At 70.6% G+C, this 13,705-nt stretch carries 14 protein-coding genes; 10 read left to right on the top strand and 4 right to left on the bottom strand.

Annotated features, from left to right (window positions below):
• Window positions 1-470: 470 nt before the first annotated feature.
• Window positions 471-956 carry a hypothetical protein gene (locus tag NYZ98_RS13225; protein ID WP_262843029.1) on the top strand — a complete coding sequence of 162 codons (486 nt, stop codon included), beginning with the start codon at window positions 471-473 and terminating at the stop codon, window positions 954-956.
• Window positions 953-1,207 (top strand): hypothetical protein, encoded by a 255-nt coding sequence (locus NYZ98_RS13220; RefSeq protein ID WP_262843028.1) that lies wholly within the window; start codon window positions 953-955, stop codon window positions 1,205-1,207. Before NYZ98_RS13225 ends, NYZ98_RS13220 begins: the two co-directional genes overlap by 4 nt.
• Window positions 1,208-2,059: 852 nt before the next feature.
• Here NYZ98_RS13220 and NYZ98_RS13215 read toward each other — a convergent pair.
• Window positions 2,060-2,431, bottom strand: coding sequence for a DoxX family protein (locus NYZ98_RS13215; RefSeq protein ID WP_262843027.1), 372 nt, complete (start codon window positions 2,429-2,431; stop codon window positions 2,060-2,062).
• A gap of 187 nt (window positions 2,432-2,618) precedes the next feature.
• On the opposite strand from NYZ98_RS13215, the gene NYZ98_RS13210 reads away from it, so the two are divergent.
• Entirely contained in the window at window positions 2,619-3,299 is a 681-nt protein-coding gene (locus tag NYZ98_RS13210; RefSeq protein ID WP_262843026.1) for a TetR/AcrR family transcriptional regulator, read from the top strand.
• Window positions 3,300-3,423: 124 nt separating this feature from the next.
• Here the strand turns inward: NYZ98_RS13210 and NYZ98_RS13205 are convergent, their stop codons facing one another.
• Together NYZ98_RS13205 and NYZ98_RS13200 are read right to left on the bottom strand one after the other, a co-directional pair.
• Window positions 3,424-4,398, bottom strand: a complete 975-nt coding sequence (locus tag NYZ98_RS13205) for a magnesium transporter CorA family protein (protein ID WP_262843025.1) — start codon at window positions 4,396-4,398, stop codon at window positions 3,424-3,426.
• Between the two features lie 128 nt (window positions 4,399-4,526).
• Window positions 4,527-4,850: a spore germination protein GerW family protein gene (locus NYZ98_RS13200; protein ID WP_262843024.1), complete on the bottom strand. Its 324-nt coding sequence runs from the start codon at window positions 4,848-4,850 to the stop codon at window positions 4,527-4,529.
• Between the two features lie 108 nt (window positions 4,851-4,958).
• On the opposite strand from NYZ98_RS13200, the gene NYZ98_RS13195 reads away from it, so the two are divergent.
• Window positions 4,959-5,969, top strand: a complete 1,011-nt coding sequence (locus NYZ98_RS13195; RefSeq protein WP_262843023.1) for a GNAT family N-acetyltransferase — start codon at window positions 4,959-4,961, stop codon at window positions 5,967-5,969.
• On the opposite strand, the gene NYZ98_RS13190 is transcribed toward NYZ98_RS13195, so the two are convergent.
• Window positions 5,966-7,375, bottom strand: coding sequence for an MFS transporter (locus NYZ98_RS13190; RefSeq protein WP_262843022.1), 1,410 nt, complete (start codon window positions 7,373-7,375; stop codon window positions 5,966-5,968). The two genes, NYZ98_RS13195 and NYZ98_RS13190, sit on opposite strands and share 4 nt — an antisense overlap.
• Window positions 7,376-7,477: 102 nt before the next feature.
• Between NYZ98_RS13190 and NYZ98_RS13185 the strand changes: the two genes are divergently transcribed.
• The 6 genes from NYZ98_RS13185 (at window position 7,478) to NYZ98_RS13160 (ending at window position 13,631) form a co-directional block, all read left to right on the top strand.
• A complete protein-coding gene (locus NYZ98_RS13185; protein WP_262843021.1) occupies window positions 7,478-8,332 on the top strand; it encodes a helix-turn-helix transcriptional regulator in 855 nt (284 codons plus the stop codon).
• Window positions 8,333-8,538: 206 nt separating this feature from the next.
• Window positions 8,539-9,552, top strand: coding sequence for a LacI family DNA-binding transcriptional regulator (locus NYZ98_RS13180; RefSeq protein WP_262843020.1), 1,014 nt, complete (start codon window positions 8,539-8,541; stop codon window positions 9,550-9,552).
• On the top strand, window positions 9,549-10,475 hold the full coding sequence (locus tag NYZ98_RS13175; protein ID WP_262843019.1) for a carbohydrate ABC transporter permease: 927 nt from the start codon (window positions 9,549-9,551) through the stop codon (window positions 10,473-10,475). Before NYZ98_RS13180 ends, NYZ98_RS13175 begins: the two co-directional genes overlap by 4 nt.
• Entirely contained in the window at window positions 10,475-11,293 is an 819-nt protein-coding gene (locus NYZ98_RS13170) for a carbohydrate ABC transporter permease (protein ID WP_262843018.1), read from the top strand. The genes NYZ98_RS13175 and NYZ98_RS13170 overlap by 1 nt, the downstream gene beginning before the upstream one ends.
• An 80-nt stretch (window positions 11,294-11,373) precedes the next feature.
• Entirely contained in the window at window positions 11,374-12,681 is a 1,308-nt protein-coding gene (locus tag NYZ98_RS13165; RefSeq protein WP_262843017.1) for an ABC transporter substrate-binding protein, read from the top strand.
• Entirely contained in the window at window positions 12,678-13,631 is a 954-nt protein-coding gene (locus NYZ98_RS13160) for an ADP-ribosylglycohydrolase family protein (RefSeq protein WP_262843016.1), read from the top strand. Before NYZ98_RS13165 ends, NYZ98_RS13160 begins: the two co-directional genes overlap by 4 nt.
• The last annotated feature ends 74 nt before the right edge of the window (window positions 13,632-13,705 follow it).

Genomic DNA, 13,705 nt, shown 5'->3' with positions numbered 1-13,705 from the left:
CCTGGGTCACGGACTCCACGTTCCGCCCGCCTCGCCCGCCCATGGGATGGCGGACTCAGCGGTCACAAATTCCATGAGAAATCCTCATGACCTGCGCCAAAGCAACAATTATCATTCGCCGCCCCATCGGAGTACGTGGCCAGCTCGGCCGCGAGTCGGCCCCTGGCCTGAGCCCTCGACGCCCCGTTCAGCTCCCCGCTCGCCTCTCCGCCCACCACGTGTCGATCCAAGGCGTCTCACGCTCGCGGAGCGCGACGGGCGGGACCAGGAGACGGGCCGCCGATGTGATGGCCGCCTGACCTGCATTTATCCGGCTAGACACCCAAATTGAAGGTCATTTCCTGCCATGTCGGTGTGTGACCTGAAAAAAGTGAGTTGGAGCAACTGCAAGAAACTTTCTTGCCTATTTTTTACAGATCTTCCTACGGTTCAAGCCATGAGCTTGCCTCTTGTTCGCGGGGATGGCCGTCATGGTCGCCGATGAGCGGGTGTACCGGCATCCTGCCGCGCGGGCCGCTCACCGGTTGAGCCGGACGCTGGAACATCACGGGATCCCGACCCAGGTCCACGAAGGCCGTGGTCTCGCGCTGGTGAGCGTATGGCTCGACCTTGTGGCCTGGACGGACGGCGCCTGCTTCTGGTGGTCGGGCGGCGTCTCGGAGACCACCCGCCGGAGGACCTACAGCTTCAGCCCGGTCGACGACCCGGTGACGGCGGCCCGCCGTATCGCCGACCGCTACGCCGAACTCCGCCAGGTCCCCCCGGCGAAACCCGTCCCCGCCCCGAGAGGAACGTCCTCCAAGAAGCCGAAAACGTCACGTACCCCTCGCGAGATGGCCGTGGACGAACCTCCGAGCCCGGAGGTGGCCGTGGACGAACCTCCTGGCCCGGACGTGGCCGTGAGCGGCGCCGCGGCGACGGACCCCGCGTGGAGCATCACCAAGGAGAATCGATGATCCGCGTCAACGGCGCCCACAAGGACGGTCCGGACCGGTGCAGGGTCAACCGCACGACGGTGGCACGGGTGCGCGCGGCCGTTGCCGTCATCGTGGAGAGCGAGCGTCAGCGAAGGCGTGCCGAGGGTCTGATGCACTGCTGGCATCTGTCACGTGCGGACCTCGACGAAGCGGCCCAGGCCCTCGGCACCCCACCGGTGTCCGACGAGGAATGGAACGCCATCCAAGACGGCCGAGGCCACCCCGGCTGACCCCAACAGCCGTGGGCGGCGGTGTCCTCTGCCGGCGGTCGCTGATGTGAGCGATGTCGGCGTCTGACAATGGACCTCGCCTTCGGCTCGGGCGATTTCTTGGGCCTAGCGGCCTGGTTCGGCCCTGAGCACGCGTTTGTCGGTCGACCACCGCATATAGCGCCGACTTCGCCGTACCCCTTCCCACCGCGTCGGCGCCGATCTGTACAACCCCGTGGCCGGTAGGTAGCCCGAGGGGCCGGTAAGTAAGCCGGTAAGTAAGAAGGCCCGGCTCCTCGGCACCTGTAACTTCGGCACCTGTTACGTCGGCACCTGTTACGTCGGTCCAGAAGGAACGGGAGGCGGCAGTCAGTAGCCGGTGACCTCCCCTGGCCGGGGGCCGTTTAGTCCTAGGGGTCGGTTCACGCCAGTGGTAGCCGGTTATGAGTTTGCGAGTGCTGGGTGGGCAGAACTCGGTTCCCACGACACTGTTCAACGGGTGGGCTAACTAAATCCGGTGTCTTCCCTCATCCATTTCCCGTGAGAAATATACCCTCAGCGGGTTGAAGGGTTCGCAGCAAGCGATTACCGGTCAGTCACCGTACATGGCGCCGGTTTCGCCCGTACCTCGTCTCGCCGTGTCGGCGCCATTTGTGCAGGTCACGGAGGGTAGGGGAGTAGAGCCGCTGGTGGTTGGGCGGTGGTGGGTTGCGAGTGCTGGGTGGGCAGGACTCGGTTTCCGTGCCACTGTTCGACGGGGTGGGCAGGACTCGGTTTCCGCGACACTGTTCAACGGGTGGGCCGATTAAAGCTGGTGTCTTCCCTCACCCATTTCGTGAGAAATACGCTCTCAACGGCTTGAAGGGAGAGGGGTCAGTAGTGGTAGGGGCCGAAGCGGGCCCAGGCTATGAGGGCGGAGAGGAGGAGGAGTACCACATTGATGATGACGCCCTGCGTCTCGTGGCGGCGGGCGTGGACGACGATCGCGCCGACCATCACGATGGCCAGTCCGGTGGCGGCCAGCGGGGTCAGCACGGTGGCGATGCCGGTGAGGCCGGGCAGGACCAGGCCGAGGGCGGCGAGGATCTCCAGCACGCCGATGGTCTTCAGGGTGCCGGGGGAGAAGTCCTCCGCCCAGGCCATGTTGGTGACCAGCTTCTCCTTGGGCTGCGTGGACTTCAGGAGGCCGGCCATCAGGAAGGCGAGGGCGAGCACGATCTGAAGCACCCCCAGGGCGACGTTCACGGGGTCTCCTTCGAAGGCCGGGCACAACAGGAGGGTGCCCATCAGGCGGGCCCGGCCATCGCCACCAGATGAGATTCAAGATGGCTCTGACCTGGTGCGGAGCACGCGCCAGGAGCTGGAGGGGCATCTCGATCCGCGAGCGTAGCACAGAAGTCGAGGCGGCCCTCAAGTTAGTTACACTGGCCGTATGCCGTCCGACGAGCCCACGATCGCCACAAGCCAGCGGCCCCTGCGCCGCGACGCGCAACGCAACCGTGACGCCCTGGTCGCCGCCGCCCGGACGATCTTCGCGTCCGACGGGCTGGACGCCCCGCTGGAGCAGATCGCCCGGCAGGCCGGCGTCGCCATCGGCACCCTGTACCGCAACTTCCCCACCCGCATGGACCTCGTCGAGGCGATCTTCGTCGACAAGCTGAGCACCTGGCTCCAGCGGGCCGAACACGCCCTGTCCATGGACGACCCGTGGGAGGCGTTCGCCTTCTACCTGGAACAACTCTGCGAGCTGCAGGCGCACGACCGGGGGTTCAACGACCTGGCCTCCATGCGCTTCCCCCACGCGGCGTGCATGGAGCACACCCAGGGACGCATCAACGAGCTGAGCCGCCAGATCGTCGAGCGCGCGCAGAAAGCGGGTGCGGTGCGGCCCGACATCACGGCCGAGGACCTCGCGCTGGTCATCTGGGGCCACTCCCGCATCAGCGAGGCCACCGCCGCCGTCTGCCCGACGGCCTGGCGCCGCCATCTCGGCCTGATGCTCGACGCCTTCCGCGCCGGCCGCGCCCGCCCGCTGTCCGAGCCGCCCATGCGCCCCGAGGACGTCTACGCGGCCATGGTGAGCCTCGGCGGCTCCAGCACCTGCACGGGCTGACCTGTCCCGGGCCGCGGGGTCACGGGCCGCGGGGTCACAGGCCGCGGGGTCACGGGCCGGCCCTTCCCGGGCCGCCGGGCCAGATCGAGCACCCGCACGGGCCGGCCCGCCCCGGGCCGTGGCGTCAGATCCAGTCCTTCTTGCGGAACACGAGGTAGAGGATCGACGAGGCCACCAGGATCAGCAGGCTGGAGGTCCAGAAGCCGAACGACTGGGAGAAGCCGGGGAAGGGGATGTTCTGCCCGTAGAAGCCGGTGATCAAGGTGGGCACGGCGATGATGGCCGCCCAGCTCGTCACCTGCTTCATGATGTCGTTCATGCGGAAGCCCTGCAGGTTCAGGTGGGTCTCGTAGACGTTGCCCACCAGCTCGCGCAGCGACTCGGTCCATTCGGAGACCCGCAGCACGTGGTCGTAGACGTCCTGGTAGTAGGGCCCCATGTCCTGCTCGACCACGCCCAGGTCCCGGCGGATGAGGGTGTTCACGACCTCGCGCATCGGCACCACCACCCGGCGGAACCGCACCGTGGTCCGCCGCAGGTCGAACATCTGCCGCTGCATGGTCCTGCCGTCGCCCGGGTGCTCGGTGAAGAGCTGGTCCTCCAGCTCCTCCACCTGGTCGTCCAGCGTCTGCGCCACGTCGAAGTGGCCGTCCACGACGTAGTCGAGCAGGGAGTGCAGCAGGAACGACACACCGTGCTTGGCGAGCCCGGGGCTGGCGTCCCACCGGGCCACCACGGCGTCGATGTCGCAGGTGTCGTCCGTCCTGACGGTGACCAGGGCGTTCTTGGTCACGAAGACCGACACCTCGGTCAGGTCGAGCGGCCCGGCGCCCTTGCCCATCCGCACCGCGTACACGGTGAGGAACAGGTGGCTCTCGTAGACGTCGAGCTTGGGTCGCTGGTGCGGGTGGAGCACGTCCTCGATGGCCAGCGGGTGCAGCCCGAGCTCCTCGCTGATGACGGCGAGCTTCTCGGGGGAGGGGGCCAGCAGGTCGAACCACACGGTCGCCGACGGGTCCTGGATGTGCTCGGAGACATCGGCGATCGGGAACCCTTCGGCTTCCAGGACGCCATTGCGGTAGAGGCGGGTGCGGGCCATGTTGGCCTACCTTAGTGCCGTCCCCGGGCGCCCGAACCGGCTCGCCCGCCGCACCCGCGTGCGGCATTTGCGCGGCATCCGCCGGACGCGCATCGCCCGATAGGCGATACCTGTGCGGGGGGCGGCGGCTACCCGCGCTTCAGCGACCGCGCGTAGGCGATGAGGACCAGGCCGACCAGGATCTGCCCGCCGAGCACGATGCGGTCGACGTCGAGGGCGGGCTTCCAGGTCACCTCGCCGTCCCTGATGACGTACGCGCCCGCCGGGCGGGCGATGGCGCCGCCGCCCCCGCCGACGCCGCTCGGGTACTCGCCCTTGTCGTCGCCCCTGCCGAACCCGCCCCCGGCGCGGACCGAGACCGCCGGGATGATCGTGACACCGTCCTTCTCGTACGGCTCCCCGTACACCCGCTGGGCCCCGGACAGGTGCTCGAAGAATTCCCGCAGTTCCATCGATGTCTCCCGATCGGCCGTGCGCCATGGTGGACGTCGCGCGCCGGGCGGCACGCGATCCAAGTCCCCGCTCAGCGGGCCGCAAGTGCGAGCGGCTAGAACGGAGGGGTGACCACGAACCACAATAACGACGACATCGCGCTCGGGACCCCCTACGACGTCCGGCGGCCGGTCCCCGGGGACGTCCCGGCGATCTACGGGCTGGTGTCCGCCTGCGACGCCGAGGTCCTCGGCCACCCCGACATGACCGAGGCCGACGTGGCCGACTGGCTCGCCGAGCCGGGGTTCGACCTCACCAGGGACGGCTGGCTGGTGTACGCGAGACCGGGGGACGCGGGGGATGAGGCCGCGGATGGGGGCGACGGAGGCGGAAACGCGGGCCCGGTGGGCTGGGGTCTGGCCCAGCGCCACGGCACGAGCGACAACGTCGACGTCGACGTGTACGCCCGGGACGCCGCCGTAAGCGCCTGGCTGTGGGACACGGTGCTGCGGCGCGCACGGGAGCTGGCCACGGAGGCCGGTCACCCGCACGCCCGGGCCGACATCACGATCTACCGGCAGGACGACGCCAAGCGCGCGCTGGCCGAGGAGCACGGCTTCAAAGCCGCAACCGGCTTCCACCGGCTGAGGGCCGACCACGCCGGGGTGGACCCCGGCTCCCTGCCGGGAGTCGAGGTCCGCCAGGCGGCCGGGTCGGAGGAGCTGACGCGGGCCGCCCACCGGATCCACCAGGTGGGCTTCGCCGAGCACTTCGGGTTCGTCCCGAAGGAGTACGACCAGTGGAGGGAGGACTTCGAGTCCGCGAGCACCCACGACTGGTCGCAGCTCCTGCTCGCCGAGGTGGACGGGCGGCCGGCGGCGATGCTGCTCGGGAGCGACATGTTCGCCGACGACGAGAACTGCGGTTACGTCCGCATCCTGTCGGTCCTGCCGGAGTACCGGGGCCGGGGCCTCGGCCGCCTGCTGCTGAGACACGCCTTCGCCGCCGACGAGCGCCGGGGCCGGGCCGGCACCTACCTGCACGTGGACACCAACAACACCTCGCCCGCGCTGGATCTGTACCTGTCCGTCGGGATGCGCCCGGTGCTCGCCATGGACGTCTGGCGCCGCACGGTCTAGCCCCGGCCGCCCTTGCGGAGCAGCGGCAGGGTGCACGCGCCCGCCGCCAGGGCGAGGGCCGCGAGCCCGAGGTCGGTGACCCCGATCGCGTCGGACGAGGGCAGCAGGCTCAGGAACAGAGAGCCGAACGTCGCCACCCCGACCACCTGCCCGAGCTGGAGCGTCATGCTCATCAGCCCGCTGGCGTCCGGCGCGTCCTCGGGGGCCACGCCCGCGAGCGCGACGGTGAACAGCGGGCTGTACGCCGCCCCGAGGCCGAGCCCGGTCAGCAGGAGGAGGATCTCCAGCATCGGCTCGCCCCGACCGCCGCTCCCGAGGGCGATCGAGATGCCGAGGTAGCCGAGGGCCGCCAGGACGTACCCGGCGAGGATCATCTTGCGGTGCAGCCGCGCGGGCAGGCGCCGCCAGTTCAGGCTGGCGATCGCGAAGCCCGCCGCGCCGGGGACGAAGGTCAGGCCGGCGCGCAGCGGCCCGTCCCCGAGCCCGCCCTGCAGGTACAGGCCGAGGGTGAACAGGAACCCGCCCCAGGTGGTCATCGCCCCGAAGATCGCGAGAGCGGCGGGGACCAGGCCGGGGGCGCGCAGCAGGCGTCCGGGGATCAGGGGGTGGCGGGCGCGGCGCTCCACGAGGACGAAGGCGCCGATGAGCACGACGCTGGCCGCCATCGACCACCAGCCCCACGCCGGCCAGCCCTGCTCGTGCCCGAGGACCAGCGGGACCACCAGCAGGGACACCGCCACCGACAGGATGACCAGTCCCGGCAGGTCGACCCCCTGCTCGCGGCGGACGTGGTCGGCGGGCAGCAGCCGCGAGCCGACGACCAGCAGGGCCAGGCCGATGGGCACGTTGACCAGGAAGACCGGGCGCCAGCCGGTGCCGAACAGGTCGGCGGAGACCAGCACGCCGCCGAGCACCTGGCCCACGACGATCGCGCCCGCGAGGACGGCCGAGTAGGCGCCGAGCGCCTTGGCCCGGGAGACGCCCTCGAACTGGAGCTGGATGATGCTGAGCACCTGGGGCACCATGAGCGCGGCGCCGGCGCCCTGGACCAGGCGGAACGCGATGAGCAGGCCCTCCGACCCGGCGAGCCCGCAGGCCAGCGACGCGGCGGTGAACAGGGCCAGCCCGAGCAGGAACAGCCGGCGCGGGCCGGACAGCCCGCCCAGCCGGGCGCCGGTGATGAGCAGCATGGCGTACGCGATCGTGTAACCCGAGATGATCAGCTGCAGGCCCGAGCCTGACGTGCCGAGGTCGGTGCGTATCGTGGGGGCGGCGACGTTGACGATCGACACGTCCAGGATCGCCATGAACTGGCCGGCGAGGATGACGGCGAGCACCCATCCAGGGCTCCGCCGGTCCGGCCGGGCCCGCCGGCCGGCGGGGGAGAGTGTTGCTGCGGAGGTCATGCCACCAAGGGTGGCGGCCATCGGATACGGGTAACGAGAGCCTGCTGATCCTGGTACCAGCACCACCTGGCACGGCCGCCCGGCCTCCGTCAGTATGGACGGGTGACCACGACGGCGCCCAGACGGGACGAGCTCGCGGCCTTCCTCCGTAGCCGCCGGGAGCGCCTGACGCCCGCCCAGGTGGGGCTGCCGCCGGGCCTTCGCCGCCGCACGCCGGGGTTGCGGCGGGAGGAGGTGGCCCAGCTCGCGGGGGTCGGCGTCACCTGGTACACCTGGCTGGAGCAGGGCCGGCGGATCAACGCGAGCGTGCAGGTGCTGAACTCCATCGCGCGCACGCTCAAGCTCGACGCGGCCGAGCGCGAGCACCTGTACCGGCTGGCCGACGTGCCCGAGGCGCCGCAGGACGGGTCCTGCGGCGCGCTGGAGCCCGAGGTGCGCACGATCCTGAACAACCTCGACCCGTTGCCCGCCTGCGTCTACAACAGCCGGTACGACCTGCTCGCGTGGAACGACGCGTACGCCTCGCTCTTCTCGGTCCTGGTGTCGGGGCCCCCGCCGGAGCGCAACGCCATCTGGCAGTGCTTCACGTGCCCGGAGTGCTGCAATCCCGTGCGGAACCAGGACATCGAGAAGCCCCTGATGGTGGCCACGCTGCGCGCCGCGTTCGTCCGCCACCTCGGCGAGCCGTCCTGGGTGGACTTCGTCCGCAGGCTGTCGGCGGCGAGCCCGAGCTTCGCGAAGATGTGGGCCGACCACGAGGTCGCCAGGCCCGGCACGCGAATGAAGATCTTCCAGCCCTCGACGCTGGGCCCGATACGCGTCACCTCCACGAGCATGGCGCTCTCCTCGCCGCCGGAGACCCGCATGGTCGTCTACACGCCCATGGACGACGAGAGCCGCGAGCGCCTGGCCTGGCTCAGGGATCACCCGCCGCTGGTCGCCCCCCACTCGCACTGACGCGGACGACCTCAGGCGCGAGCACGCCCGTCAGGAACGCCCGACACGACCCTGACCGGTCCCGTTTTTGGGGTGTTTTACCGCATCGTGACTTGACGCTGGATGTGTCGTGCGTGTTACATTCCCTCATCCAGTAAACGTTTACAGAAACCCGCCATCCCCAACTGTAAACGTTTACCGTACGCCCCCGAGTACCGAGGTGACACATGAGCGACGGGCCGACGATCACGACGATCGCCCAGCGCGCCGGAGTGTCCATCGCCTCGGTGTCCCGCGTGCTCAACGGCCTGCCCACCAAGGCCGACACCGAGCGCCGCGTGATGAGCGCCGCCCGCGAGCTCGGCTACGTCCCGAACTCGGCCGCCAGGTCGCTGAAGTCGCGGCGCAGCAACCAGCTCGGCTTCGCGATGGCCGACATCGGCAACCCGGTGTACCTGGCGATGATCCGCGAGATCCAGCCGCTGTTCAAGGCGGCCGGCTACCGGCTCGTCCTGCACTCCACCAACGTGGACGAGGCCGACGAGATCGACGTGCTGCGCGGCCTGGGGGAGCGGTACATCGACGGGCTGATCATGGTGCCGCTACGGGTGACCGCCGAGCACCTGAACATGTTCGCCGCGGCCCGCGCGCCGATCGTGATCATCGGCTCGGTGCCCGAGGGCACCCCGGTGGACAACGTGCGCACCGACTCCCGAAAGGGCGTGCGCCTGGCCGTCGGCCACCTGCACGCCCTGGGCCGCCGGCGGATCGGCTTCGTCAACGGCCCGGTGGACACCGTCCCCGGCGCCGCACGCTCGGCCGCCTACGCCGAGGCGCTGCCCGCGCTCGGCCTGCCGTACGACCCCTCCCTCGTCGAGGTCGGCGACTTCTACCGCACCGACGGCGCCCGCGCGGTGGCCCGGCTGCTCGAACGGGAGCCGGACCTGGACGCGCTGCTGTGCGCCAACGACCTGATCGCGCTCGGGGCGCTCGACGTCCTGCGGCGGGCCGGCCGGCGGGTGCCGCAGGACGTCGCGGTCGCCGGCATGGACGACACCGACCTCGCCACGATCGCCTGGCCCGCGCTGACCAGCGTCTCGATGGGCTCGGCCGAGCGCGGGCGCGCCGCCGCCGAGCTGCTGCTCGACCGGCTGGACAACGGCCGCCGCGCGCCCCGCGTGGTCACCGTGGAACCCCGGCTCGTGGTACGCGCCTCAACCACCGGAGAGGAGACCCCATGACCCTCACCGCCGAACGGACCCGGACGCCCCCCGCCCGCCGCACACCTCGGACCGGCCGCCAGGGGCGCGAGACGCTCATCCTGATGCTGCCCGCGCTGGTGCCGGTCCTGGTCTTCAGCGTCGGTCCGCTGCTGTACGGCGTCTTCCTCGCCTTCACCGACGCCAGGTCCGGCCGCAACGCCGAGACCTCGTTCGTGGGCCTGGCCAACTTCGGCGACCTGCTGACCGACGGGGACTTCTGGGCGTCGTTCCGCATCGGCATGATCTGGGCGGTCTCGGTGACCGTCCTGCAGTTCGCCGCCTCGCTCGGGCTGGCGCTGCTGCTCAACGAGAACCTGCGGTTCCGCGCGTTCGCCCGGGTGCTGGTCCTGGTGCCGTGGGCCATGCCGCCGGTCGTCATCGGCCTGATGTGGCGGCTGGTCTACCACCCGAACGCCGGGATACTCAACAGCGTCCTGACCGACCTCGGCCTGCTGAGCCACGACGTCGACTGGCTCAACGACTTCTCCGTCGCGCTGCCCGCCGTGATCGTCGTCGGCGTCTGGACGGGCATGCCGCAGACCACCGTCGTGCTGCTCGCCGGCCTCCAGGGCGTGCCGAAGGAACTGTACGAGGCCGGCCACATGGACGGCGCCTCGACCTGGCGCCGCTTCTGGAACATCACGCTGCCGCAGCTCCGCCCGGTCATCGTGACGATCACCTCCCTGGACTTCGTCTGGAACATCAACCAGTTCGGCCTGGTCTACGTCCTGACCCAGGGCGGCCCCGGCGGGCAGACCCGCCTGCCGATGCTCTTCGCCTACGAGGAGGCCTTCCGCTACGGCTTCTTCGGGTACGCCGCCACCCTCGGCGTCGCCATCGTGATCGTCGTGCTGGCCGTGCTGGGCGTCTACCTGTGGCGGCAGATGAGGGAGGTGGGCTGATGCGCAGGCCGCTGCAGTACCTCGCTTTGCTGGGCTACGTGGTGTTCCTGGCATTCCCGCTGGTGTGGCTGCTGTCCACGGCGCTGAAGACCTCCCAGGAGATGGCGGGCCTCACCCCCACGTGGATCCCGCGCCACCCCGTCCTGTCCAACTTCGCCGACGCGTTCGGCGAGCAGGACATCGTCGGCAGCGCGCTGCGCAGCCTGGCGGTCGCGGTCGCGAGCGCGGTGCTGACCGTCGTGCTCGCCCTGCCCGCCGCGTACGCCATGGCCAGGCACCGCTCGCTGGTCAACCGGTTCGCGATCGGATGGGTGCTGGTCAGCCAGGTCTTCCCGTTCATCCTGATCATCATCCCGCTGTTCATGGTTCTGCGGCGGCTGGACCTGGTGAACACCCTGCCGGGCCTCACCATCGTCCACGTCACCTTCACGCTGCCGTTCGCGCTGTGGATGCTCCAGGGGTACGTGCGCTCGGTGCCGCGCGAGCTGGAGGAGGCGGCGGCGGTGGACGGCGCGGGCCGGATCCGCTCGCTGGTGAAGGTCGTCGCGCCGCTGCTCGCGCCCGGCGTCGTCGCCACCCTGCTGTTCGCCTTCGTCTCCTCGTGGAACGAGTTCCTGTTCGCGCTGGTCGTCCTGAAAGACCCGGGAATGGCGACCCTGCCGCTGACCCTCGTGAAGTTCACCGGCGCGGAGGGCGTCGTGCGCCTCGGACCGCTGGCGGCGGCGGCGCTCCTCGCCACGATCCCCAGCCTGGTGTTCTTCGCGATCATCCAGAGACGGCTCAGGTCGGGCCTCATGGCCGGCGCGGTCAAGGGATGACCCCCGCAATGCCCCTTCGACCGGACGCGGCGGGCCGAGCCAGGCGACGCCACGGCGGTAGCACCCGTAAGGAGATCCACTTGCGTACCAGAACCGCACTCGCGGTGGCGGCGGCCGCGGTCGCCGTGCTGACGGCCGGCTGCTCGTCGGGCGGCGCCACCGGCGGCGGCACCCCGGCCGAGCCCGTGACCCTGAAGTTCCTGAGCCTGGCCTGGCAGAAGGAGTCCATCGCCGCCAACAAGGAGATCGTCGCCGAGTGGAACAAGGCCAACCCCCGCACCCAGGTCGAATACGTGCAGGGGAGCTGGGACAACGTCAACGACCAGCTCGTCACCTCGTTCGAGGGGGGCGACCCGCCGGACGTCATCCACGACGACTCCCCGGCGCTGGCCGGCTTCGCGTCGCGCGGCTACCTCATGGACCTCACCGGGAAGCTGCCCGCTGAGCTGAAGAGCGACATCCCGCAGCCCGCCTGGGACACCGTCACCTTCGGCGACGGCAAGGGCGGCCAAGGCGTGTACGGCGTGCCGTTCCTGCAGGAGTCGCAGGTCATCATCGGCAACAAGAAGCTCCTCGACGCGGCGAAGGTGCGCATCCCGACCCCCGAGACCCCGTGGACCTGGGACGAGTTCGCCCAGATCAGCAAGAAGCTCACCAAGGGCGGCGCCTTCGGGACGGCGTGGCCGCTGAAGTCGCCCGTCAACAAGGTGCTCAACCTCGGCCTGAACTTCGGCGGCACGTTCTTCACCGTCGACGGCACCAAGGCGACGGTCAAGGTCGGCCCCGAGGAGCGCGAGGTCCTCCAGCGGATCCACGACCAGCTCTACAAGGACAAGTCCGCCGACCCGTCCGCGCTCGGCATGGGCACCGCCGACCCGCTCCCCGGCTTCTACGCCGGCAAGTACGCCCTGCTGCCCGCCGGGGTCTACCTGCGCCAGCAGGTCGTGGAGCAGGCCCCGCCCGGCTTCGAGTGGATCACCATCCCGCCGCTGAAGGGCACCAGCTCCGACCAGGGCGCCACCTCCCAGACGCTGTCGGTGGCCGCCGACAGCAAGTACCCCGACCAGTCGGCGGCGTTCATCTCCTACTTTCTCGGCAGCGCCAACCAGGCCAAGCTCGCCAGGGGCGACTGGCTGCTGCCGACCAGCACCAAGGCCGCCAGCGACCCGTCCATGACGACCAAGGAGAACGGCTGGGACGTGGCGACCGCCTCGGCCAAGAACCTGGTGGTCGCGCCCTACCTGCGGGTGAACGGGTTCGACGAGTGGAAGACCAAGGTCGCCACCCCCGCCCTGCAGCAGTACTTCGCGAACAAGATCACTCTGGACCAGGTGGCCGCGACGCTCGTCGGCGAGGGCGACAAGGTGCTGGAGCGGTACAGCAAGTGAGGCTGACCCGCGCCCGGGGGTGCCTGCTCGGCCTGGCGGCCGGCGACGCCCTCGGGCGGCCCGCCGAGAACCTCGCCCCCGAGGAGATCGCCCGGCGCTGGGGACGGCTCACTGAGATCGAACCCGGCCAGGGCGGCACCGACGACACCGAGTACACCATCTTCGCCGCGTCCCTGCTGTGCGCCCACGGCGCCGCCATGACCTCGGCGGACGTCGCCCGCGCGTACCGCGAGCAGATCATCCCGCGCATCGACGGCCCGATGCGCGGCGCCGGGTTCTCCGAGCTCGGCGCCGTCCAGGCCCTGCGCCGGGGCCTGGAGCCGCCGCTGTCGGGGATGTGGCACCAGCACGGCTGGTCCGACGGCCTGGCCATGCGCGCCGCGCCGTACGGGATCTTCGCCGCCGGCGACCCCGGCGAGGCGGCCCGGCTGGTGGCCGTCGACGGCGCGGTGAGCAACAGCGGCGAAGGGGTGTACGGCGGGCAGGCCGTCGCGGCCGCCGTCGCCGTGGCCATGACCGGCGCCGCGCCCGGCGAGGTCGCCGAGGCCGGCATCGCCGCGATCCCCGTGGACTCCTGGACCGCACGCAACCTGCGGGCGGCCGTGGCGGCGGACTCGGTCGACGAGCTGTACCGGGCCGTGGTCGTGCGCCACTACCCGTGGACGGACCTCGCCCCCGAGGCGGTCGCCCTGGCCTTCGCGGGCTACCTGATGGGCGGCGGGCGGGTGGAGGAGTCGGTGGTGTCGGCCGCCAACCTCGGCAGGGACGCCGACACGACCGCGGCCATCGCCGGTGCCCTCGCAGGGGCAGGGCACGGCGAGGCCGCCGTACCGGAGCGGTGGGTCAGGGAGATCGGCCCGGTCACCGGCCGCTGCCTCCCCGCCGTCGCGGGCCGTCACGTCCTCGACGTCGCCACCGACCTGGTGGCCGCCACCGGGACCACGACGTGACGGCGGGGCGTTCACGGGTCCGACGCCTGGGCTTACGGGTCCCATGCGTGGGTTCGCGGGTCTGACGCGTAAGT

The organism is Sphaerisporangium corydalis, assembly GCF_025506355.1.
Lineage (GTDB): Bacteria > Actinomycetota > Actinomycetes > Streptosporangiales > Streptosporangiaceae > Sphaerisporangium > Sphaerisporangium corydalis.
This window is presented reverse-complemented; position numbering and strand designations above follow the sequence as displayed.